17 protein-coding genes are annotated in these 20,558 nt (G+C 72.4%); 10 read left to right on the forward strand and 7 right to left on the reverse strand.

Annotated features, from left to right (window positions below; all coding sequences use genetic code 11):
• The first annotated feature begins 300 nt into the window (after positions 1–300).
• Positions 301–471: a DUF6381 family protein gene (locus ACH4UK_RS36185; protein ID WP_398363388.1), complete on the forward strand. Its 171-nt coding sequence runs from the start codon at positions 301–303 to the stop codon at positions 469–471.
• Positions 472–530: 59 nt separating this feature from the next.
• Complete coding sequence (locus ACH4UK_RS36190) at positions 531–1,031, forward strand: GNAT family N-acetyltransferase (protein WP_398363390.1); 501 nt, start codon at positions 531–533, stop codon at positions 1,029–1,031.
• Between the two features lie 89 nt (positions 1,032–1,120).
• Here the strand turns inward: ACH4UK_RS36190 and ACH4UK_RS36195 are convergent, their stop codons facing one another.
• Both ACH4UK_RS36195 and ACH4UK_RS36200 read right to left on the reverse strand, forming a co-directional pair.
• Positions 1,121–1,864 (reverse strand): transporter substrate-binding domain-containing protein, encoded by a 744-nt coding sequence (locus ACH4UK_RS36195; RefSeq protein WP_398363392.1) that lies wholly within the window; start codon positions 1,862–1,864, stop codon positions 1,121–1,123.
• A 115-nt stretch (positions 1,865–1,979) separates the two neighbouring features.
• Entirely contained in the window at positions 1,980–2,492 is a 513-nt protein-coding gene (locus tag ACH4UK_RS36200) for a DinB family protein (RefSeq protein WP_398363394.1), read from the reverse strand.
• Between the two features lie 102 nt (positions 2,493–2,594).
• Here ACH4UK_RS36200 and aac(3) point away from each other — a divergent pair, with 102 nt between their 5' ends.
• The gene (aac(3), locus tag ACH4UK_RS36205; RefSeq protein ID WP_398363396.1) at positions 2,595–3,449 is read left to right on the forward strand and encodes an aminoglycoside 3-N-acetyltransferase; all 855 of its coding nucleotides are present in this window, start codon (positions 2,595–2,597) and stop codon (positions 3,447–3,449) included.
• A gap of 55 nt (positions 3,450–3,504) precedes the next feature.
• Here aac(3) and ACH4UK_RS36210 read toward each other — a convergent pair whose 3' ends face one another.
• The gene (locus ACH4UK_RS36210) at positions 3,505–5,925 is read right to left on the reverse strand and encodes a polysaccharide lyase 8 family protein (protein ID WP_398363398.1); all 2,421 of its coding nucleotides are present in this window, start codon (positions 5,923–5,925) and stop codon (positions 3,505–3,507) included.
• A 367-nt stretch (positions 5,926–6,292) separates the two neighbouring features.
• On the opposite strand from ACH4UK_RS36210, the gene ACH4UK_RS36215 reads away from it, so the two are divergent.
• The 6 genes from ACH4UK_RS36215 (at position 6,293) to ACH4UK_RS36240 (ending at position 13,558) form a co-directional block, all read left to right on the forward strand.
• Positions 6,293–7,435, forward strand: coding sequence for a substrate-binding domain-containing protein (locus tag ACH4UK_RS36215; protein WP_398363400.1), 1,143 nt, complete (start codon positions 6,293–6,295; stop codon positions 7,433–7,435).
• A gap of 225 nt (positions 7,436–7,660) precedes the next feature.
• Positions 7,661–8,965, forward strand: a complete 1,305-nt coding sequence (locus ACH4UK_RS36220; RefSeq protein ID WP_398363402.1) for an ABC transporter substrate-binding protein — start codon at positions 7,661–7,663, stop codon at positions 8,963–8,965.
• A gap of 80 nt (positions 8,966–9,045) precedes the next feature.
• Entirely contained in the window at positions 9,046–10,035 is a 990-nt protein-coding gene (locus tag ACH4UK_RS36225; protein WP_398363404.1) for a carbohydrate ABC transporter permease, read from the forward strand.
• Positions 10,032–10,964, forward strand: coding sequence for a carbohydrate ABC transporter permease (locus ACH4UK_RS36230; RefSeq protein WP_398363406.1), 933 nt, complete (start codon positions 10,032–10,034; stop codon positions 10,962–10,964). The genes ACH4UK_RS36225 and ACH4UK_RS36230 overlap by 4 nt, the downstream gene beginning before the upstream one ends.
• Entirely contained in the window at positions 10,961–11,998 is a 1,038-nt protein-coding gene (locus tag ACH4UK_RS36235) for a hydroxyacid dehydrogenase (RefSeq protein WP_398363407.1), read from the forward strand. The genes ACH4UK_RS36230 and ACH4UK_RS36235 overlap by 4 nt, the downstream gene beginning before the upstream one ends.
• A gap of 72 nt (positions 11,999–12,070) precedes the next feature.
• The gene (locus tag ACH4UK_RS36240) at positions 12,071–13,558 is read left to right on the forward strand and encodes an HAD-IA family hydrolase (protein WP_398363409.1); all 1,488 of its coding nucleotides are present in this window, start codon (positions 12,071–12,073) and stop codon (positions 13,556–13,558) included.
• A 124-nt stretch (positions 13,559–13,682) separates the two neighbouring features.
• On the opposite strand, the gene ACH4UK_RS36245 is transcribed toward ACH4UK_RS36240, so the two are convergent.
• Together ACH4UK_RS36245 and ACH4UK_RS36250 are read right to left on the reverse strand one after the other, a co-directional pair.
• Entirely contained in the window at positions 13,683–14,552 is an 870-nt protein-coding gene (locus ACH4UK_RS36245) for a ketose-bisphosphate aldolase (RefSeq protein ID WP_398363411.1), read from the reverse strand.
• A 54-nt stretch (positions 14,553–14,606) separates the two neighbouring features.
• A complete protein-coding gene (locus ACH4UK_RS36250; protein ID WP_398363413.1) occupies positions 14,607–15,491 on the reverse strand; it encodes an SIS domain-containing protein in 885 nt (294 codons plus the stop codon).
• A gap of 260 nt (positions 15,492–15,751) precedes the next feature.
• Between ACH4UK_RS36250 and ACH4UK_RS36255 the strand changes: the two genes are divergently transcribed.
• Entirely contained in the window at positions 15,752–16,516 is a 765-nt protein-coding gene (locus ACH4UK_RS36255) for an SDR family oxidoreductase (RefSeq protein ID WP_398363415.1), read from the forward strand.
• Between the two features lie 61 nt (positions 16,517–16,577).
• Here the strand turns inward: ACH4UK_RS36255 and ACH4UK_RS36260 are convergent, their stop codons facing one another.
• Both ACH4UK_RS36260 and ACH4UK_RS36265 read right to left on the reverse strand, forming a co-directional pair.
• Positions 16,578–19,412, reverse strand: a complete 2,835-nt coding sequence (locus ACH4UK_RS36260) for a hypothetical protein (RefSeq protein ID WP_398363417.1) — start codon at positions 19,410–19,412, stop codon at positions 16,578–16,580.
• The gene (locus ACH4UK_RS36265) at positions 19,409–20,539 is read right to left on the reverse strand and encodes an AAA family ATPase (RefSeq protein WP_398363419.1); all 1,131 of its coding nucleotides are present in this window, start codon (positions 20,537–20,539) and stop codon (positions 19,409–19,411) included. Before ACH4UK_RS36265 ends, ACH4UK_RS36260 begins: the two co-directional genes overlap by 4 nt.
• Positions 20,540–20,558: the final 19 nt, after the last annotated feature.

Consider the following 20,558-nt stretch of genomic DNA (forward strand, 5'->3'; position numbering starts at 1 on the left):
GCGCGGGGGGGGGGGGGGGGCGCGGCCCGCGGGCGCGGCGCGGCGCGCGGGCCGCCCCGCCCCCCCCCCCCCCCCCCCCCCCCGCCGGGGGGGGGGGGGGGGGGCCCCGCCCCCCCCCCGCCCCCCCGACGCCGGTCACGACGGACGGGCGGTCGCCGTCCTCCGGGAACCCGTCCCCTCCCACCGTCACTGAACGTAGCCGCACGAGATGCGGGCCCGACCGACTCCGGTGACGCTGGGGCTCCGGTCGCGCACGCACCGCTGGTTGCCGACGGAGGACCGACGACGGAGGACATCCCCATGAACCTGTACGACAGCCCGGTGGAGCGAGCCCGACGCACTCGAGAACGCGCCGAGGAGCTGGGCCGCGCCGCCGACCGGGCCACCGACCCCGAGCACCGGCAGAGGCTGCGGGAGAAGGCTCAGCGGCTGCTCCGCGAGAACCCGGCGGCCGATTCCCGGCCCGCCTGAACCGGTGTGCGGCAAAGTCGATTGCCCGTACGGTCGTCGGCCCGGTAGCGTCACGCGCCGTGACCCCGACCCTGCGCACCGAGAGGCTCCTGCTGGAGCCGTACGTCCCCGCGGACGAGGAGGATTTCGTCGCGCTGTTCCAGGACACCGCGGTGTCCCGGTGGATGGGTGACGGGCCCTCCTCCGAGGCGGAGGACCGGGCCCTGTTCGGGCGGGTCTTCACCCAGGTCTACGCGGAGGACCTGTTCGCCGTCTGGGCCGTCCGCTGCGACGGACTCCTCGTCGGGCACGCCGAGATCAAACGGACCGACGTCGTCGACGGCCACGAGATCATCTACGCCCTGGCGCCCACGGCGTGGGGGTCCGGCCTGGGGACCGAGCTGGCCCAGGCCATCGTCGCTCACGGCTTCGGGGCCCTCGGGCTGACCGAGGTCCACGCCACCGTCGCCGCCGAGAACCAGGCCTCGCTGACCCTGCTGGACAGAATCGGCTTCGAGCACGTGAGGGACATCGCGGAGGACGACGGCAGCACCACCCGTGTCCTGACCCGCCGCCACTGACCGCCGGCCGCCCGGCCGCGCGGCCGACAGGTGATGCTCGCGGCCCCGGACCATCCTCACGGCCGGGATCGAGGACGCGCCCAGGAGGTTCAGCCGGCGGGCGCCACGCTCGCGCCCTCGACGCCGTGACGCCTCAGGGCATCCGCGACGAAACCGTCCGCCTTCATCTCCTCCACGAACGACCCCAGCAGCTCCTGCGCCGCCGCACCTCGCCCGGCCGGCACCCCCATGGCCTGCTGGATCACCATGAACCGCCCCGGCAGCACCCGTACGCCCCCGGCCCGTGCGGCCTCGGCCTCCAGCAACTGCCGGATCCCGGCGGCCACCTCGACGTCTCCCGCCCGCAGGGCCGCGAGCGCGCGCGGGGCGCCCTCCAGCCGGACGATCTCCGCGTGGCGGATCCGACGGGTGAGGAAGAGGTCGTACGCGGACCCGGCCCCGACCGAGATCCGGGTGCCCTCGCGGTCCACCTGGTCGTTCCCGGAGACCGGGGACGGTTCCGGCACGAGATAGCTGCCCTCGATGAGGACGTAGGGGGCGGTGAACCGCAGCCCCTCGCTCCGGGCGGGGTCGACCGCGAAGAATCCGATGTCCGCCCGCTCGGCCCGCACCGCCTCGACCGACAACGCGGCCCGCTCGAAGGCCACCAGCTCGACGGGCACCCCGAGCCGTCGCCCGAACTCCCGCGCCAGGTCGACGGAGACCCCGGCCGGCTCGCCGCTCGCCGCGTCCCGGTGCGCCAGGATCGGATTGCCCAGGTTGATCGAGGCCCGCAGGGTGCCGCCCGGCGCGAAGGCGGAGACCAGGGCGGGAGGCGTCGGCTCTTGAGTCATGGAGCCGAGTCTATGAGCGGGCCCGTCGCGACCGACGGTCGCACGCGAAAGCGAAAGCGAAAGCGAGAGTGAACGTGCACGCGCCCGTGCCCGGTGCAGGACGGTTCCCGCGTTCTCAGGCGCCCACCGTCCCGTCCACCCCCTCCCGCAGCAGGTCCGCGTGACCGTTGTGGCGGCCGTACTCCAGCAGGACGTGCACCATGACCATCCGCAGCGAGACGTCCTTCTCCCACCGCGGCTGACGTCCCACCAGATCCAGCGAGGCCGCCTCCCGCTCGATCCGGCGCGAGGTCTCCACCTCCGCCTCCCAGGCGGCGAACGCCTCGGCCCGGCTCGATGCGCTCGCGTCGTACGCCGCCTGGAAGTCGAACGGCTTCTCCGACCACACCATCGGGGCCGCCTCGTCCGCGAACACCCGCCGGAACCAGGCGCGTTCCACCTCCGCCAGATGCCGCACCAGAGCCAGCAGTGACAACGTGGACGGCGGCATGGACCGCTCGCGCAACTCCTCGTCGCTCAGCCCCGCGCACTTCATCGCCAGGGTCTCCCGCTGGTAGTCGAGAAAGGCTCGCAGCGTCTCGCGCTCGCCCCCCAGCAGAGGAGGCCCGACCCGGTCGTCGCTCGTCATGATGATGTTCCCCGTCCGTATGCCGACCGACAGTATGACCGGCCCGCGTCCGCCCTGACATGCCGGTTTTCCCCGGGCCCCCAGGCCCTAGGCTGGGGAGGTATGGACGTGAGGGAACTGCTGAGACGCTCCGACGGCCCGGTGACCCGCGACCGGATCCGCGACGACCTGGCCGGACTCGGCCTCGCCCGGGGCGACACCGTGATGTTCCATACCCGGCTGTCCGCCATCGGCTACGTCCCCGGCGGCCCCGGGACCGTCGTCGACGCCCTGCTTGACGTGGTCGGACCGACCGGCACGCTGCTGGTCACCTGCGGGTGGAACGACGCCCCGCCCTACGACTTCACCACCTGGCCCCCCGCCTGGCAGGAAGCCCTGCGCGCCCACCACCCCGCCTACGACCCGGAGACGAGCGAGGCCGAACACGACAACGGCCGACTCCCCGAGGCCCTGCGCCGCAGACCCGGTGCCGTGCGCAGCCGCCACCCCGACGTGAGCCTCGCGGCGCTCGGCCCCTCCGCCGCCGCGCTCATGGACGCCCATCCCTGGGACGACCCGCACGGCCCCGGCAGCCCGCTGGCGCGCCTCGTCGCCCTCGACGGGCGGGTGCTGCTCCTCGGCGCGCCCTGGGGGTCCATGACCCTGCTCCACCACGCCGAGGCGCTGGCCCAGGCCCCCGGCAAGCGGTTCGTGACGTACGAACAGCCCATCCAGGTGGAGGGCGAGCGGGTCTGGCGCACCTTCCGGGACATCGACTCCGAGCACGGCGCGTTCGACTACTCCCCGGTCGTGCCCGAGGGGCAGGATCCCTTCGCGGTGATCGTCGGGAGCATGCTCGCCGCCGGCATCGGGCGGGCGGGCCTCGTCGGGGCGGCCCGAAGCTGCCTGTTCGACGCAGGGCCCGCGGTGGAGTTCGGCGTCCGCTGGATCGAGGAGCATCTGAACGACACCGCCTGAACGGCCCGCCCGGCGGGCCGCGTACGGACTGCGCCGCGCGGCCCGCCCACGGGGTTCACGGCAGCCGCACCTTGATCGTCTGCGTTGTCCCGCGCGTCCCGGACAGGTCGCCGAAGACGAGACGCAGTGAGGCCCCCGTGGTCGCCGACGTCACCGTGGCCGGCTTCGACACGACCGAGGCCACGGCCCGGTTCCAGGTGAGGGTCAGGCTCTTCCGCATCCGCATGGGGTCGCTCACGCACACCGTCGCCGTTCCGTCGGCGTGCTCGGTCACCATCACGGAGCACGGGGCGTCCGCCACCAGCGGCCCGACGCTGCCGCCGAACCAGAAGTTCACGGCCGTCAGCCCGAGCGAGGGCACGGCCACACCCTGTTGGTCGTCCGTGTTGGCGAGCACACGCAGCCAGCCGCCGTCCGCCGCCCGCGCCGCCGTGCGCTGCTCGGACGCGCCGGGCAGAAGCTGGTACGCGTACGCGCCGTCCGACGGGTCCTTTCCGTGGTCGAACCAGAGGGTGAGGTATTTCCGGGAGACCGGATCCGTGGAGCCCGCGGTGTTGATGTCGCGCCAGCGCCCCGTCCGGTTCTCCCGCAGCGCCTTCACCGTGGCCCTGCCCGGGAAGACGTAACCCCCGTGCCCGGCGAGATGCGCCCAGGACGTGTCGGTCAGCGTGGCCGACCACGGGAGCGTGAGGGGTTTGGCCGAGCCGTCGACGGTGAACGGGGCGTTGCCGATCGGCCCGAGGTTGCGGTTGTCCACGGTGCTCTCCACGGCCGCGCCGTCGCGGCTGTGGATGCCCGCGCCCAGGCACACCACCGTGTCGTCGAGGAAGAACCACGACTTCTTCGCCATCAAGGTGCTCGACAGCCCCTTGAGGTACTGCCCTACGGCGGCGCGCTTCCTGTCGGTGACCCCGCCGACCCAGTTCACATCGGGGAGCGAAGCGCCCCAGTCGCCGCCCGCCCCGTCCGCGAGCACCTTGCGCGAAGCCGTGGTTCCCGGCAGCCGGTACGGGTCGACCGTGGGCCAGAAGGCGTCGCTGTACTGGCCGTTGGCGAAGGTGTCGCCCCACCAGGAGAGCATCCCCGACCCGGTGTGCCAGCCGCGCAGGTTCTCGCCGTTGCCGGTCTCGTAGTAGGTGATCCGCCGGTCGGCCATGCTCAGCGACGCCGCCCAACCCGGGCGGCGATGGGTGGCCCGTGCCATGTCGGGGAAGAGCCGGTGGCCGTCCGGCTCGGGGATCGGGGTGAGCGAGGTGTCGTCCAGGACGGACTTCACGCGGGCCAGCGCGGTGAGCCCGAGCGAGGGGTTGCTCAGCGGCGGGCTGTAGTGGTCGCGCTGGGCCCAGCCCTTGACGAGCGCCCGCCACCGCGTGTTCTCGGCGGCCGACGCGCCCTGCCCGAGCAGCACGATGGACGCGAGGATGGGGTGGCCGCGCCGGTGGTCGTCGACCTCGCCCCGGCTGATGGCGCGCCCCGCGACGCAGTCCATGACGAGACCGTTGAAGAGGAACGGGGCCCAGGCGCTCTCCACCGCGTCGAACACCACCTGCCGCTGCGGGTCGGTGACCTCCCAGGTGGTCCCCTTCAGCAACGCGAACAGCAGTCCGAGCCCGCCGAGCATCACCGATCCGTAGCTGCCGGTGTAGGGCACGGTGGTGTGCTGGATGAACGACCCGTCGGCGTAGAGGCCGTCGCCCTGGGTCACCAGCGGGAAGACGGGGGAGAGGGCGTCCCGGGCCAGCGCGATCTTCGCCGCGTTCGCCCCGACGACCCCACGCAGCGCCAGCACCCGGCACAGGTCGACCCGGTTCGCCCCGGTGCTCGTCCCGGTGTACGAGGCGACGGCGGAGTCCGGCACGAAATGGTCGACTGCGGCGCAGAAGCGCGTGAGTTGCGCCGGGGTGAGGGCGTCGTACATCAGCACGCAGACGTCCAGCAGGGCCTGCGGCGCGCCGATCTGCCAGCTGTACCAGTTGCCGTACCGGGTCTGTTCGGCGTTGTAGACCTGGCTGTTGAGGTGCTCCAGGCCGGTGACCACGGCATCGCGCAGTCCGGTGTCCCCGGTCAGGCCGGTGCCCTGCTGGCGGTAGGCCTGCGCCATGGTGCCCAGACGGATGAAGCTGTCGGCCATCCGTCCGGAGAGGACGTACGACTCGGGGTCCGTGTCCGGGTCCGGATCCGCGAACACGGCATCGGGCCAGAGCGAGCCCTCCGCCGGGGCCATGGTCTCCAGCCACTGCGACGCCTTCGCGCCGAGATCGGCCAGCCGGCCCTTGAAGGGTTCGGCGGTCGGGCTGAACCCCTCGCCGAGGATCAGTGTGCTCCAGGTGGCGCGGAGTTCGGTGTACGGATCGCCCTCGGCGGTGGAGGAGGTGGAGGCGGCGCTTGGCGTGGACGGCATCAGAGCGCCGCCGCCCGCGGCGGTGAGCACCGCAGAGGTGGCCAGGAAGGTACGGCGGGACCAGGCAGAAGTCATGGGGGAGCTCCGGGTCGGTGACGTGTCTTCGGCGGGAACCCGGCGCGCGGGGCGCTGAACTGATCCCGGGATCCGACTGTTCTGAGCGGGCGGGCACTTTCTAGCAGCCGCCAGGCGACTCGCTCAATAACTTTGGCCGAATTGATCGTATCGATCGCTTCGTGGGGCGGGTATGACGCTGCCCGGTGCGAACGGGCCCGCACCCGTCGCGCCGGGGCAATACCGTGCTCGGATCGTTTCGAGCGGATGCGATCGATATGGTTGAGCCATGCCGAACGGCGGCCGCCCGGCAGCGGGAATCCACCCACCCGAGCCGCCGGAACACCGTCGGCCCCGAGCCCAGCCGTCTCCGAGTCCAGGGGGATCCATGCGACTGCACGTCGATCAGCGCCACGAGCGGGTGCTCGAGCTCGTCCGCGAGCGCGGCAGCCTGCGCGTCGCCGAACTCGCCCAGGAGCTCGGCATGTCCGCCGTCACCCTGCGCCGGGACGTCGAGGCACTGGCGGCCCAGGGGCTCGTGGAGCGGCTGCACGGCGCGGTGGTGTGGCCCGCCGGGCAGTCCCGGCCCGCCCCGGCCCCCGCGCCCTTCGCCGAGGGGCTGGTGGTGGGCATGGTGGTGCCGACCACCGAGTACTACTACGCGGACGTGGTGCGCGGCGCCCGGCAGACCGTCGAGGCCGCGGGCGCCCGGCTCACGATCGGGCTGTCCCGCTATCTCCCCGACGAGGACGCCGCCCAGGCCCGCCGGCTGCTGTCCACCGGCGCCGACGGGCTCCTGCTGACGCCGAGCTGGGAGCGCGGCTGCCCGGAGCAGGGCGAGGGGCTGTGGACGGTGGAGCAGGAGACCCCGGTCGTCCTGGTGGAACGCTCGGCGCCGCTCGGCCATCCGGCGGCGGGCCTGGACCGGGTGCGCTCGGACCACGCGCAGGGCGCCGCCGAAGCGGTGGCGCACCTCGCCGGGCTCGGGCACCGGGCGATCGCGCTCGCCGTGCAGGACAGTCCGACCGCGCCCCGGCTCCGGGTCGGATACCGGGCCGCCGTGGAGGCGCTCGGGCTGACCCCGGTGTCGACCTCGCCGCTGGACGACGCCCCGCCGCGGTCGGAGGCCGATCGCTTCGAGCGGACGCTGGAGTACCTGTGCCGGGGCGTGGCGAGCGGCCGGGTGACCGCGGCGATCGTGCACAGCGACGCGGACGCGATCGTCCTCATCCCCCGGCTCCAGGCCCGGGGCGTGCGGGTGCCCGAGGACCTCGCGGTGATCGCGTACGACGACGAGGTCGCCGGACTCGCCGACCTGCCGCTCACCGCCGTGGCCCCGGACAAGCACGCCGTGGGCGCCGCCGCCGCCCGGCTCCTGCTGTCCCGCCTCGGTGTCGCGGACCCCGGCGGGACCGATGCGGGCCCGGCCGCGGGAGCGGCGGGCCGGGGGCCTGCCGCCCGCCGGCACCTGGACATCCTGCCCACCCTGCGGATCCGGGTCTCCTGCGGGGCGGCCACCGCCGCTCCCTGACGGACGAAGCACCGCGCGACGAGCCGTGCCCCGGGCCAACAGGCCCTGCGGGCACGGCTCGTCGCGTTCCCGGGGCTCGACGGGTGCCAGGGACAAGGCTCCGACTCATCGGTGATCGATTCGATTGAATTGGTCGTTTGCTCTTGACTGCGATCGCTTCTGCGCAAAATGATGTGTGCCGTTCACCTCTTCTCCCGCAGTTCGAGGTCCCGTAGGAGCCGGCCCATGCCCTGTACCGCCCGCACGTCCCGCCTCGCCCTCGCGGCGTCCGCCGCCTCACTCGCCCTGCTCGTCACCGCCTGCGGCGGCTCGGGCTCGGACGCCTCGGGCCCCGGCGACGGCGAGCCCGTCACCCTCACCTACTGGTCGGCCACCGCGGGCGCCAAGGAGACGGCCGACGCGTTCAACAAGACGCACACCGACATCAAGGTGAAGTTTTCCCTCGTCCCCGCCGGCCCCGAGGGCGTCACCAAACTGTCCAACGCGGTCAAGGGCCACAACGCCCCCGACGTGGCCACCATGGACTACTCCGCCCTGCCCGAGTACGCCAGCGAGGGCAACCTGGAGAACCTCACGCCCAGCTCCGGCGACCTGGTGAAGAAGGAGTTCCCCGAGGCCGTCCAGTCCCTGGTCAACCTCGGTGGTTCCACCTGGGCCGTGCCGTTCGACGTCACGCCGATCCAGCTCTTCTACCGCAAGGACCTGTTCAAGAAGCACGGCGTCGAGGTGCCGACGACCTGGGCCGAATACCGTACGGCCGCCGAGAAGATCCACGGCGGCGACCCCGACGTCACCATCACCAACTTCGGCGGCGGCGACCCCGCTCTGCTCTCCGGCCTCGCCTGGCAGGCCGGCGCCCGCTGGTACGGCACCAACGGCGACGCCTGGAAGGTCGACATCGACGACCCGGCCTCCCGCAAGGTCGCCGCCTACTGGGACGACCTCCTCGCCGACGGCCTCGCCTCCAGGACCCCGCTCTGGGGCGAGGGCGAGACCAAGGAACGCGCCACCGGCAAGGTCGCCACCGTCATCGGCGCCGCCTGGAGCGCCGGGAACTTCCCCGTCAGCTACCCCGACAGCAAAGGCAAGTGGGGCATAGCCCCCTTGCCCACCTGGGACGGAAAGGCCGGCACCGGAATGTACGGCGGAACCTCCTACATCGTGCCCAAGGGCAGCGAACACACCGAGGCCGCCGCCGAGTTCATCAAGTGGGTCACCACCGACCCGGCGGCCATGACCGCTCGCCTCAGCTCCCTCAAGACCCCCAGCAGCGCCCTGCCCGCCAACGAGGGCATGCGGGCCGCGGCGGCCGAGAAGTTCGACGACTCCTACTTCGCCGGCCAGGACGTGTACGCGCTGGCGGGCGAGGCCGCCGACACCATCGTGCCCGGCTGGACCTGGGGCCCGGTGCAGCAGCAGGTGACCTCGGTGCAGATGGCCGCGGGCGGTGACCACACGAAGATGCTGAGCTCCGGTCAGGCGAAGGGCGAGTCGGCGGTGGCCGACCGCGGTCTGAAGCTCGACCAGTAGCCGCGCGGCTGCCCGGGACACACCGTGCCGGGCAGCCCCACTCTCCCCTCGCCCACCCCATCCCGCCGAAGGAGCACCAGGTGGCAGCCCCACTCGCCCGGCCGGCCAAGACCCCGGCACCCCAGGCCGCGCCGCCGGCCGGTCCCGCCGGACCAGGAAAGCCCGGCGCTCCGGGCGGCCCCGGCACACGACGCGGACAGCGCCGGGCCGTCGCCCTGTTCACGGTTCCCTTCTTCGCGCTCTTCGCCGCCGTCACCGTCCTGCCGATGATCTACGCGGCCTGGATGAGCCTCTACCGGGAGGAGTCCTCCGGCCTGGGATTCGGCGGCACCGAACGCGTCTTCGCCGGGTTCGGCAACTTCACCGAAGCCCTGGGCAACGAGGCGTTCCTCCGCTCGTTCGGGAACATCGCGCTCTACTGCGCGCTCTACATCCCCGCGATGGTCGGCGGCGCGCTCATTCTGGCCCTGCTCGTCGACTCGACCCTGGCCCGAGCCCGGCGCTTCTTCCAGATCGCCTACTTCCTGCCGCATGCGGTGCCCGGCCTGATCGCCTCACTGATCTGGCTCTACCTCTACACACCCGGCCTCAGCCCCGTCACCGACGCCCTCGAAGCACTCGGCGCGCACTGGAACTTCTTCGGCCAGGACGAGGCGATCTTCTCGGTCGTCAACATCTCCGCCTGGCAGTGGACCGGCTACAACATGATCATCTTCTACGCGGGTCTCCAGGCCGTTCCCCGCGAGGTCCTGGAAGCCGCGACCGTCGACGGAGCCGGAGCCCTGCGCACCGCCCTCCAGGTCAAGATCCCCATGATCCGGCCGACCGTCGTCCTGACCCTGCTGTTCACCTGCGTCGGCGCCATCCAGCTCTTCGACGCCCCCAAGCTCGTCCAACTGCGCGCCAACACCATGGGCGAGGACTGGTCGCCGACCATGTTCATCTACACCGCGGCCTTCAAGGGCCACGACTACGGCCTGGCCGCCGCGAGTTCCCTCCTGCTCGCCCTCGTCGCCGGACTGCTGTCCTTCGTCGTCACCAAACTCGGCAACCGGTGGAAGGCCTCATGAGCAACCAGACAGCCACCCCCGACGCACCGCCCGCCCCCACGCCCCGCAGCAGGGCGCGCCGTCGCTCCACCTCGACGCCGCCCGCCCGCCGCAGCGGGCAACTCACCTCCCGCGTGATGGTGAACGCCGTGCTCGCCGTCGTCGCCGTCTACACGCTGATGCCGCTGACCTGGCTCCTCATCGCCTCCACCAAGAGCTACCGGGACCTGTTCGCCACCAATCCGTTCAGCCTCGGCGACTTCCACCTCCTGGCCAACCTCGACGCCCTTTTCGCCTACAACGACGGGGTGTTCGTCCGCTGGCTGCTCAACAGCCTCCTCTACACCGTCGTCGCCTCCGGGCTCTCCACCCTCATCTCCGTCGCCTGCGGCTACGCCTTCGACAAGTACGCCTTCCGCGGCCGGGAGAAGTGGTTCGGCGTCGTCCTCGTCGGGGTCCTCATCCCCTCGACCGTCGTCCAGCTCCCGCTGTATCTGATGGCCTCCGAACTGGGCCTCGTCAACACCTACTGGGCCGTCCTGATCCCGAGCCTCGTCAACCCCTTCGGCGTCTACCTGGCGCGCGTCTTCTCCGAGGGGTACGTGCCGGGCGAGGTCCTCGAAGCGGCCCGGGTCGACGGAGCCGGGGAGGTGCGCACCTTCGTGAAGGTCGCCCTGCCGATGCTCGCGCCCGGCTTCGTGACCATCTTCCTGTTCTCCTTCACCGCGAGCTGGAACAACTTCTACGGCGCGCTCATGATGCTCAACGACGACCAGCTCTACCCGGTCAACCTGGGCCTCTACATGTGGAACCAGAACGTCTACCAGCAGCCGGAGCTCTACCCGCTGGTGATCATCGGCTCCCTCGTCGCCGTCGTCCCCCTGATCGTCGCCTTCCTCTGCCTCCAGCGCTTCTGGCGCTCGGGCCTCACCGCAGGAGCCGTCAAGTGAGCCACTCCGCCGCGCCCCAGCGGACCCGCCCCCGCACCGTCCTGGCGATGAGCGGCGAGACCCGTACGGCGATCCTGGCCCCCGAAGCCCTGGACCGGCTTGCCCGTGTCGCCGACCTCGTCCCCGGTCTCCTCGTCACCGACTTCGGCGCCGACGACCCCGCCCAGCGCACCGGACTCCACGAGGCCGAGGTCCTGTTCACCGGCTGGGGCTGCCCGCCCCTGGACCCGGACGCCCTGAGCGCCATGCCCCGGCTGCGCGCGGTGATCCACGCCGCCGGCTCCGTCAAGCACCACATCACCCAGGACGTCTGGGACCGCGGCATCGCCGTCAGCACCGCCGCGACGGCCAACGCCCTCCCGGTGGCCGAGTACACCGTCGCCGCGATCCTCTTCGCCAACAAGCACATCCTGGAGAGCGCCCGCGTCTACCGCGAAGCACGCTCCCGGGTGAACCTCCTCGCACGGTTCCCCGCCGTCGGCAACTACCGCCGCACCGTGGGCATCGTGGGCGCCTCCCGCATCGGCCGCCGCGTCGTCGAACTGCTGCGCCCCTACGATCTGCGCGTCCTGGTCCACGACCCGTACCTCCACGCGGCGGACGCCCGGACCCTCGGGGTGGAGCGCATCGGGCTCGACGCCCTGGCGGCCGAGTGCGACGTCGTCAGCATCCACGCCCCCGAACTCCCCGGAACCCGCCACCTGTTCGACGCCCCGCGCCTCGCCCTGATGCAGGACGGGGCGACCCTCGTCAACACCGCACGAGGCTCGCTGGTGGACACCGACGCGCTGCTGAAGGAACTGATCACCGGACGCCTGAACGCCGTGCTCGACCACACCGAGCCGGAGGTCCTGCCCGCCGACTCCCCGCTCTACGACCTGCCGAACGTCCTTCTCACCCCGCACATCGCCGGCTCCCAGGGCGGCGAACTGCACCGGCTCGCCGACGCCGCCGTCGACGAGCTCGAACGCTACGCGCACGGCCTGCCGTTCGCCCACGCGGTCGACCCCCGCACCCTGCACCAGCAGGCCTGACCCCACGCCCGTACAGGATCCGCACCCATCGGGAGAGCGCCACCGCTCCTCGCAGCCCTCCGGGAGACCGCCATGTCCCGTGCCCGCCGTGTGCTCGTCGTCGGCATCGACGGAGTGCGCCTCGACACCCTGAACCGCGTGCCCACCCCGCACCTCGACACGGTGGCCGACGCGGGCTTCCTGGTCCCGGTGACGGTGGGGGAGGACACGCCCACCATGTCGGGGCCGTGCTGGGCCACCGTCGTCACCGGTGTGGGCGTCACCAAGCACGCCGTCTGGAGCAACGACCTCAGCGGCCACCGCCTCCAGGTCTTCCCGGACTTCACCACCCGTCTGGCCCAACAGGACGGCCGCCGCACCTACGTCGCGGCGGCCTGGGAGCCGCTGGTCACCGTCGCCGACGGCGGCCCCCTGTTCCGCCGGCCCACCCGGCTCACCCACCACGCACCGGCCGCCGACACCCCCGAGGCCTGGGAGGAGGCTGACGCGGCGACCGTGCGCGACGCGGTGGGCGTCCTCACCCATGAGGACCCCGAAGCCTCCTTCGTCTACCTCGGCGCTCCCGACGAGACGGCCCACCACCTCGGCTGCGGCGACGCGTACCAGGAATCGGTCGAGGCGGCCGACCGCCGCCTGGGCGACCTCCTGGCCGCCCTGCGCTCCCGACCGGCGTACGAGGCCGAGGCCTGGACCGTCCTCGTCGTCACCGACCACGGGCACCGGGACGAGGGCGGCCACGGCGGTGTCAGTCCGGCCGAGCGCACCGCGTGGCTCGTCTGCGCGGGCCCCGACATCACGGCCGGCGCCCGCCCCGCCCGCCCGGTCCGCCACGAGGACGTCGCCGCCCAGGTGTACGCGGCCCTGGACCGTACGCCCGACTCGCACTGGACGCTCGACGGCGGCCAGGTGCCCACCGTGCCGCGCGCCGTGCTTCTCGACATGGACGGCACCCTCGTCGACACCGAGCCCCTCTGGTCGGCGGCGGCGGGCGCCGTCGCGGCGGCCCACGGCCACCTCCTCGACGAGCGGGAAGGCGCTGGACTCCTCGGCCGCACCTGCGCCGACACCGCAGCCCGCCTCGTACAGCTGTGCCCGGAGCCCACCACGGTCGCCGGGCTGGAGACCGAGCTGGAGGACACCTTCCTCGCCGCGGTGGAGGCGGGTGTGCAGCTGCGGCCCGGGGCCCGCGCGCTGCTGGACCGGCTGGAACGGGAGGGCCCGCCCGCGGCTCTGGTGTCGGCCTCGCCGCGCCGGGTGGTGGACGCGGTCCTGCGCACGCTGGGCGGCGAGGTGTTCCGTACGACGGTGGCGGACGGCGAGAGCGACCGCTCGAAGCCCTTCCCGGACCCCTATCGGAAGGCGGCCGCCCGGCTGGGGCTCCCGCCGGAGGCCTGCCTGGCGGTCGAGGACAGCCCCACGGGCGTGGCCGCCGCCGAGGCGGCGGGCTGCCGGGTGCTGGCCGTGCCCTCGTCGACGCCGATCCCACCGGCCCCGGGACGGCGGGTCCGAACGGATCTCACGGCCCTGCTGCGGGACTGGGGGCCAAGGGAGCCGGCCTGAGGTGGGTCCGGTGGGGCCCGACGAGGGAAGACGCCGGGGCCGGCGGGGCCGATGGGGCCCGAGACAGCCAAGGGACGCCGGGGCCGGCGGGCAGCGCGCCCACCGGCCCCGGCGTCCTTCGTCGTCAAGCGGCGTGCGCCCGCCCCGCGGTCAGCACCGCCATCATCCGGGCCACCGTGCGGGCCATCGCGTCCCGGCCGTCCGCCAGATACCGGCGCGGGTCCACGCCCCGCTCGTCCTGGGCCAGCCGCTCCCGTATCGCCCCGGTCATCGCGATGTTGAGCGCGGTGCCGATGTTGACCTTGCGGATCCCGCCCGCCACGGCACGGGCCAGTTCCTCGTCGGAGGCCCCGGACGAACCGTGCAGCACCAGCGGAACCGGCACCGCCGCACGCAGCCCGCCCAGCAGACCGTGGTCGATGACAGCGTCCCGCGAGGTCATCGCGTGCGAGGTGCCGACCGCCACGGCCAGCGCGTCGACCCCGGTGGCCGCGACGAACGACCGCGCCTCCTCCGGATCCGTACGCGCCCCGGGCGCATGGGCGTTCAACGGCGGCTCCCCGTTCTTCCCGCCGACCTGTCCGAGCTCGGCCTCCAGCCACAGACCCCGCTCGTGCGCCCATACGACGGCGGCGCGGGTGGCCGCGAGGTTCTCCGCGTACGGCAGCCGGGCGGCGTCGAACATCGCCGAACTGAAACCGCAGTCCGCCGCCCGGTGCAGCAACTCGGTCGACTGCACATGATCGAGATGCAGGGAGACGGGGACGGCGGCCTGGTCCGCCACCTCCGCCGCGGCGCGGGCGAGCGGGCGCGGCCGGCCCCGGTGGTAGGCGACCGCGTTCTCGCTGATCTGCAGGATCACCGGCGACCCCGCCGCCTCCGCGCCCTCGGCGATGGCTTCCGCGTGTTCCAGGGTGATGACGTTGAACGCGGCGACCGCACGGTGCTGTGCGGCGGCCTCGGCGATCAGATCGCCGGTGGCGGCGATGGGCATGGCGACTCCGGGGTGAGGGACCTTCGGGCGGGACGGGGGCGGCCGGGCCTGCCGTCAGGCCGTGCTGAGGATGACCGAGCGGGTGAGGTGACGCGGACGGTCTGGGTCGAGACCGCGGGCGTTCGCGATGGCCAGCGCCAGCCGCTGGACCCGGACCAGCTCCGCCAGCGGGTCGAGGCCGCCGGCCACCCACCGGGCGCCGGTCGCGTGCACCTCGTCCATCAGCCCGGCCGGGGCCTCGCCGAGCATCCAGGTCGCGGTGGAGCGGGTGGAGATGCTGATCGGGCCGTGCCGGTACTCCATCGCCGGGTACGCCTCGGTCCAGGCGAGTGCGGCCTCACGCATCTTCAGCGCCGCCTCGTTGGCGAGCCCCACGCTCCACCCCTGTCCGAGGAAGGTGAACTGGCTGCACTCCACCAGCCCGGCGGGCAGCGGCTCGGCGAGCGCCACCTGGGCGTCCTCGACCACCGAGTCGGTGTGCAGGCCCAGATGGGCACGGAGCAGGGTCAGGGCCGAGGTCGCGAAGCGGGTCTGCACGACGGACTTCTCGTCGGCGAACTCCAGCACGATCGTGTCGTCGGCCATCGCCGCCATCGGGGTGTCGGGGTCGCCGATGACCACGGTGCGGCGGGTCGTGTCACCGATCCGCCCGAGGAGGCCGAGCACCTCCGTCGTGGTGCCGGAGCGGCTCAGCGCCACGACCCGGTCGTAGGGGCGGCCGACTGGGAACTCCGATGCGGCGAAGGCGTCGGTCTCGCCCTGGCCGCTGCCCTCCCGGAGCGCCGCGTAGGCCTGGGCCATGAAGTACGACGTACCGCAGCCGACCACGGCGATGCGCTCGCCGGCCGCCGGAAGCCGGTGGGCGAGTCCGTCCGCCATACCGGCGGCCACCTGCCAGCAGTCGGGCTGACTGGCCAGCTCCTGAGCCACGTGCGTCATCTGTGCTCCCTGTTCCCGGTTCGCGACCATCGATGCTCGAAACTGCATATTAGGCGAGTGTTTCAAGCAATATCAAGCAGACGTACGCAGGTTTCGTACACCTGTGCGGCCCGCCCCTCCTTCGGTCGTACGTCCCGCTACGCCCTCGCCGGTGATGTCCCGGGCCCCGGTTCGCGGAAGCGCATTCCACCCCCTGACGATGGGTAGGGTGGCTGCGCTCCACGAGATCTGCGGAATGTTCGACATAGGGGGTCTGATCCATGGGTTCGCTGGCGGGAAAGGTCGCGCTGGTCACGGGTGCCAGCCGCGGCATCGGCCGGGCGATCGCCCGGCGGCTTGCGCGTGACGGGGCCTTGGTCGCCGTTCATTACGGTGCGCGGGGCGAGGCCGCGCAGGAGGTCGTCGAGGAGATCGCGAAAGCGGGCGGACAGGCTTTCGCGGTGGGCTCGCTGCTGGGAGTGCCGGGCGACGCCGAAGCGCTGTACGGGGCGTTCGTCGCGGGAATGAGGGACCGGGGCGAGGAGCCGGTGCTGGATATTCTCGTCAACAACGCCGGTGTGAGCGGATCCGGGCGAATAGGGGACGCCACACCGGAGATTTTCGACCGGCTGTTCGCGGTGAACGTGAAAGCACCGCTGTTCCTTATCCAGCAGGGCCTGACCCTGATGCGGAACGAAGGACGGATCGTCAACATCTCGTCGGCCGCCGCACACCGGTCATTTCCGGAGTCCGTGACCTACGCCATGACCAAGGGCGCGGTGGAGACGCTGACGCTTGCTGTGGCAAAGGAAGTGGCCGGGCGAGGCATTACGGCGAACACCGTGGTGCCCGGTTTCGTGGAGACCGACATGAACGCCCGGCGACGCGAGACGCCCGAGGCCGCGGAGGCTCTGGCAGCCCACTCCGTGTTCGGCCGCATGGGCCAGCCGGCCGACATCGCCGACGTCGTGGCCTTCCTCGCTTCGGAGGACGCACGCTGGGTCACCGGCCAGAGCATCGACGCCACCGGCGGCATCGGGCTCTGAGGTGGACGTCCGGCAGTGCGGTGCCGGGGGCGATGAGCCTTCCCGGCACCGCACACCCCCCTTACGCGCCGGTGAGCAGCGACTCCCACGCGGTCGCGGTGTCCGGGTGACGGGCCAACAGCACCGCACCCGCCGCGCCGGCCCCGGGCGCGTCCCACGTGCCCTCGCAGCCCAGCAGCCCCGCCACCGCGTCGAGCGTCCCCGGATGCGCGAAGAGCAGAGCGGCGCCACGACGCGCGCCGTCGGCCGCCCCCGCCCCGCCGGCGGCCGACACATCCGCCTCCGGCACGTCACGCCACGGCGGCACCCACGCGTCCAACGCCGCGAGCCGGGCCGGGAAGATCCGCCCCGCCTCACGGATCAACAGCGGTGCCAGGTCGGCCGCCCCGGCCTTCAACGTCGTGATCAGCGTCGGCAGCCACGGCAGCAGAACCGGATCCGGAAGCCGTCCGAACGCGTTCGACACGGCCTCCACCACCACGTCCGCCAGCCCCGGCACCGGCACCAACGCGTGCACGAAGCCGCTGAGATAGCGCGGATAGGCGGGCACCACCATCGGGTTCGCCAGCAGCTCCCCGCAGCGCTCCCGCAGCTCGGCCCGGGACAGGGCGCCGAGCTGCACCTGCGCCGCCCACAGGAGCGCCGTCTTCTCCGGGTCCGCAGGGCGCGACTGGGCGACGGCCAACTCCAGCTGGGCCCGGTCGCAGCCCAGCGACAGCGCGAGGCTCTCCATGCTGAACAGGAAGCCCAGCATCGCCGCCACCTGCCCCACGGTCGCGTCCTCGTCCGTGAACGCCGTCGGCAACAGGGTGCAGTAGTGCGCGTAACCGGCCTTGACGAACAACTCCACCCACGGCGGCAGGACCGGCTCAGCGGTCCGGTAGTACGCCAGCAGGCCCCGCACCCGGCGCAGCACCTCCGGCGCCCCGTCCACGGTGCGCTCGGCGGCAAGGACCTCCAGGGCACGGTTGCCCAGCTCATCGGTGAGACGGCGGCTGCCGAGATACAGCGTCGCGTCCTCGACAGCGGCGAGGACGACCGCCGTCGTCGCCCGCGGCCCGTACGCGTCACGGCGCAACCGCTGTTCCAGGACCTGCTCGATGCTCACCCCCTCGTACCCGAGCTCGACCAGCGCCCGCTGATGGGTGCCCAGCGCCAGGTCCCACGACTCCTGGAGCGAACGCTCGCCGAGCTTCCGCTCACCCATGATCGGCCGGGCCGCCCCGTGCGGCATCAGCCGCCGGAGCATCCACAGCACATCGGAGCACGCCCCGAGCTCCGGGCGGGAGTTCATGTCCAGCAGCGCACGCTGCACCCCACGCTGCTCGAGCCTCAACTCCAGCGGTGCGAGCCGGTCGTGCACATCACGGGCCAGCGGCGGCAGCGCCTCGTAACCGACCCGGCCGATCCGGTCGCCGCCCATCATGATCTCGACGAGACGGCGCACGTCCCGCCGGCCCGGCACCGAGTCCTTCTCGATGCAGGTGATCGCCGCGTCCTGGAAGTCGTAGGGCGTGGGCTTGGCCCGGTCCCGCATCCCGGCGAGGAGGATCGACGTCTCGAACACCGCGATGGCGTCGGCGGTGGACGCCAGATAGCCGCTGCGCCGCGCCGCCCGCACGATATCCACCGACCAGCCCAGCAGCTCTGCCTCGTCCAGCGCGTCCAGGACCGGCGGCTGCCGCAGGAATCCCGAGAGCCGGTCCGTGGCGGCCGGCTCCGGGGACGCGGGGAGGGCCGCCACGGCCTTCTTCGACGCCCGGGGCTTCTTCGCACCGTCCTGCCCCGCCAGCCGGTACGGCTGGACCCGGGTGCGCTTGAGGTTCTTCGCCCACTGCGTCGCGGCGATCGACACCGACCCGGAAGCCAGCCCGAACTGCGCCTCGATCGCCGTGTGGCTGGACGGGATCAGCCCGTACTGCCAGGCGGTCGCGGAGCGCGGGGAGATCGGATACGACGCGCTGCCCGCCACCCCGAACTCCTCGACCCGGCTGGCCGCGTGGAAGGCGCCGCACACATACAGGCAGTCCTGCGGGTCGGCCCCGCTCGACGCCAGGTGCTCGCGCATCCGGGTCCACATGTACCGCTCGCGCTCCTCGTCCACCCGGACCCGGTCCCCGTCGCCGGGGGCGAGCCGCCGGAACAGGCTGCCGACCAGGAACATGACCTGCCGGTAGGCGGCGTGGTCGCTGCCGCCCAGCGGGACCTCCACGTATTGGTGCCACCACTCCGACCAGTGCCGCACCTTGCCGTGCCGCAGCAGATGCTCCTCCAGCTCCGCGAAGCGGGGCCGCAGGTCGCCGATCTCCACCCCGACCGCCTCGCCGTGCAGCGCGGCTTCGGACTCCGGGGCTTCGGCCGCAGGACCCGATGCCTCCTGCGGGGTGCGCCCGGCGTGGCGGCTGTCCCACTGGAATACGTGGTCGGAGGACCGGTCGACGAGGACCAGCTCGACGCCCGGGGTGTCGAGGGCATACGCGATGGCCTGATATTCGGCGGACGCCTCGGTGATCGGGGCGACGACCGACAGCGGGGCCCACTCGGCGGGGAACCCGTCGACGTCGCTCGCGAAGGCCTGGACCGCCACCGGAAGCCGGCAGTTGCGCAGCTCGTCGAGGAGCGGGGCCATGTCCTCGCACAGCTCCAGATACACGACCTTGGGCTGCTTCTCGCGCAGCCGGCGCGCCATCGCGAGGGCGGACGCGGGAGAGTGGTGGCAGACCGGGAAGATCTCCAGCGGCTCGCGCACCGCCCGGTCGACGTCGTCGACCATGCCGAGGAGGATGCCCTCCAACGCGTCGGGCCCGTCGGCGAAGGCCGTGGCGGCCTCGTGCAACTGCCCGCGCAGAGCGGCGAACGACGTCTCCCCGGGACCGTTCGTGGGGGACCCGCTCATGACAGCGTGGCGATCGTGTCGCGGCCGCCGTCCAGGAACTCCGGCCACGAGCCGCCCTCCTGCTTGCTGCGCGGCTCGACGACGCCGTGCAGATACTTGTTGAAGATGGCCAGGTCCTCGGGGTCCCGCCGGGCGAGGGAGCCGACGAGCGAGGAGGCGAGCGTCCGGGCGGTCAGCGCGCGCTCGCCGAAGAAGTTGCTGTGCAGGACCGCGTCCTCCAGTACGCCGATCTGCTCCGCGGTCGACAGCGCGGACTCCAGCTTCTCGTCGTCGCTGCCCGCCGCCGCGGCGGAGGCCCGCAGATCGGCGAAACTCCGGAGAAGGATGTCGAGCAGCGTCGGCGGCACGTCCAGGTCGATGGCGTGCCGGCGCAGCAGTTCCTCGGTGCGGAACCGGACGATCTCCGCCTCGCTCTTCTTGTTCGTCACCACCGGGATGCGGACGAAGTTGAAGCGGCGCTTCAGCGCGGACGACAGGTCGTTGACGCCCCGGTCACGACTGTTGGCGGTGGCGATGATCGAGAAACCCGGCCGGGCGAAGACGATGTTGTCGCCCGCCTCCGGGCCGTCGCTCTGCAGCTCGGGGACGGAGATGTACTTCTCCGAGAGAATCGAGATCAGCGCGTCCTGGACGTCACTGGTGGAACGGGTCAGTTCCTCGAAGCGGCCGATGGCGCCCGTCTCCATCGCGGTCATGATCGGCGAGGGGATCATCGACTCGCGCGACTGGCCCTTGGCGATGACCATGGACACGTTCCAGGAGTACTTGATGTGGTCCTCGGTCGTGCCGGCCGTGCCCTGCACCACCAGGGTGGAGTTGCGGGAGATCGCGGCCGACAGCAGCTCCGCCAGCCAGCTCTTGCCGGTGCCGGGGTCTCCGATCAGCAGCAGACCGCGGTCGGAGGCGAGGGTGACGATCGACCGCTCGACGAAGCTCCGGTCGCCGAACCACTTCTGCGAGATCTCCCGGTCCAGACCGTCGGCGCGCTCGGACCCCAGGACGAACAGCCGGACCATCTTCGGGGACAGCCGCCAGGAGAACGGCTTGGGGCTGTCGTCGATCGACTCGAGCCAGTCGAGCTCCTCGGCGTACTTGGTCTCGGCGGGGGCACGCAACACGTCGGACATCAGAAGGCCTTTCTGAACA

It is taken from the genome of Streptomyces sp. NPDC020884 (assembly GCF_044333935.1).
Lineage (GTDB): Bacteria > Actinomycetota > Actinomycetes > Streptomycetales > Streptomycetaceae > Streptomyces.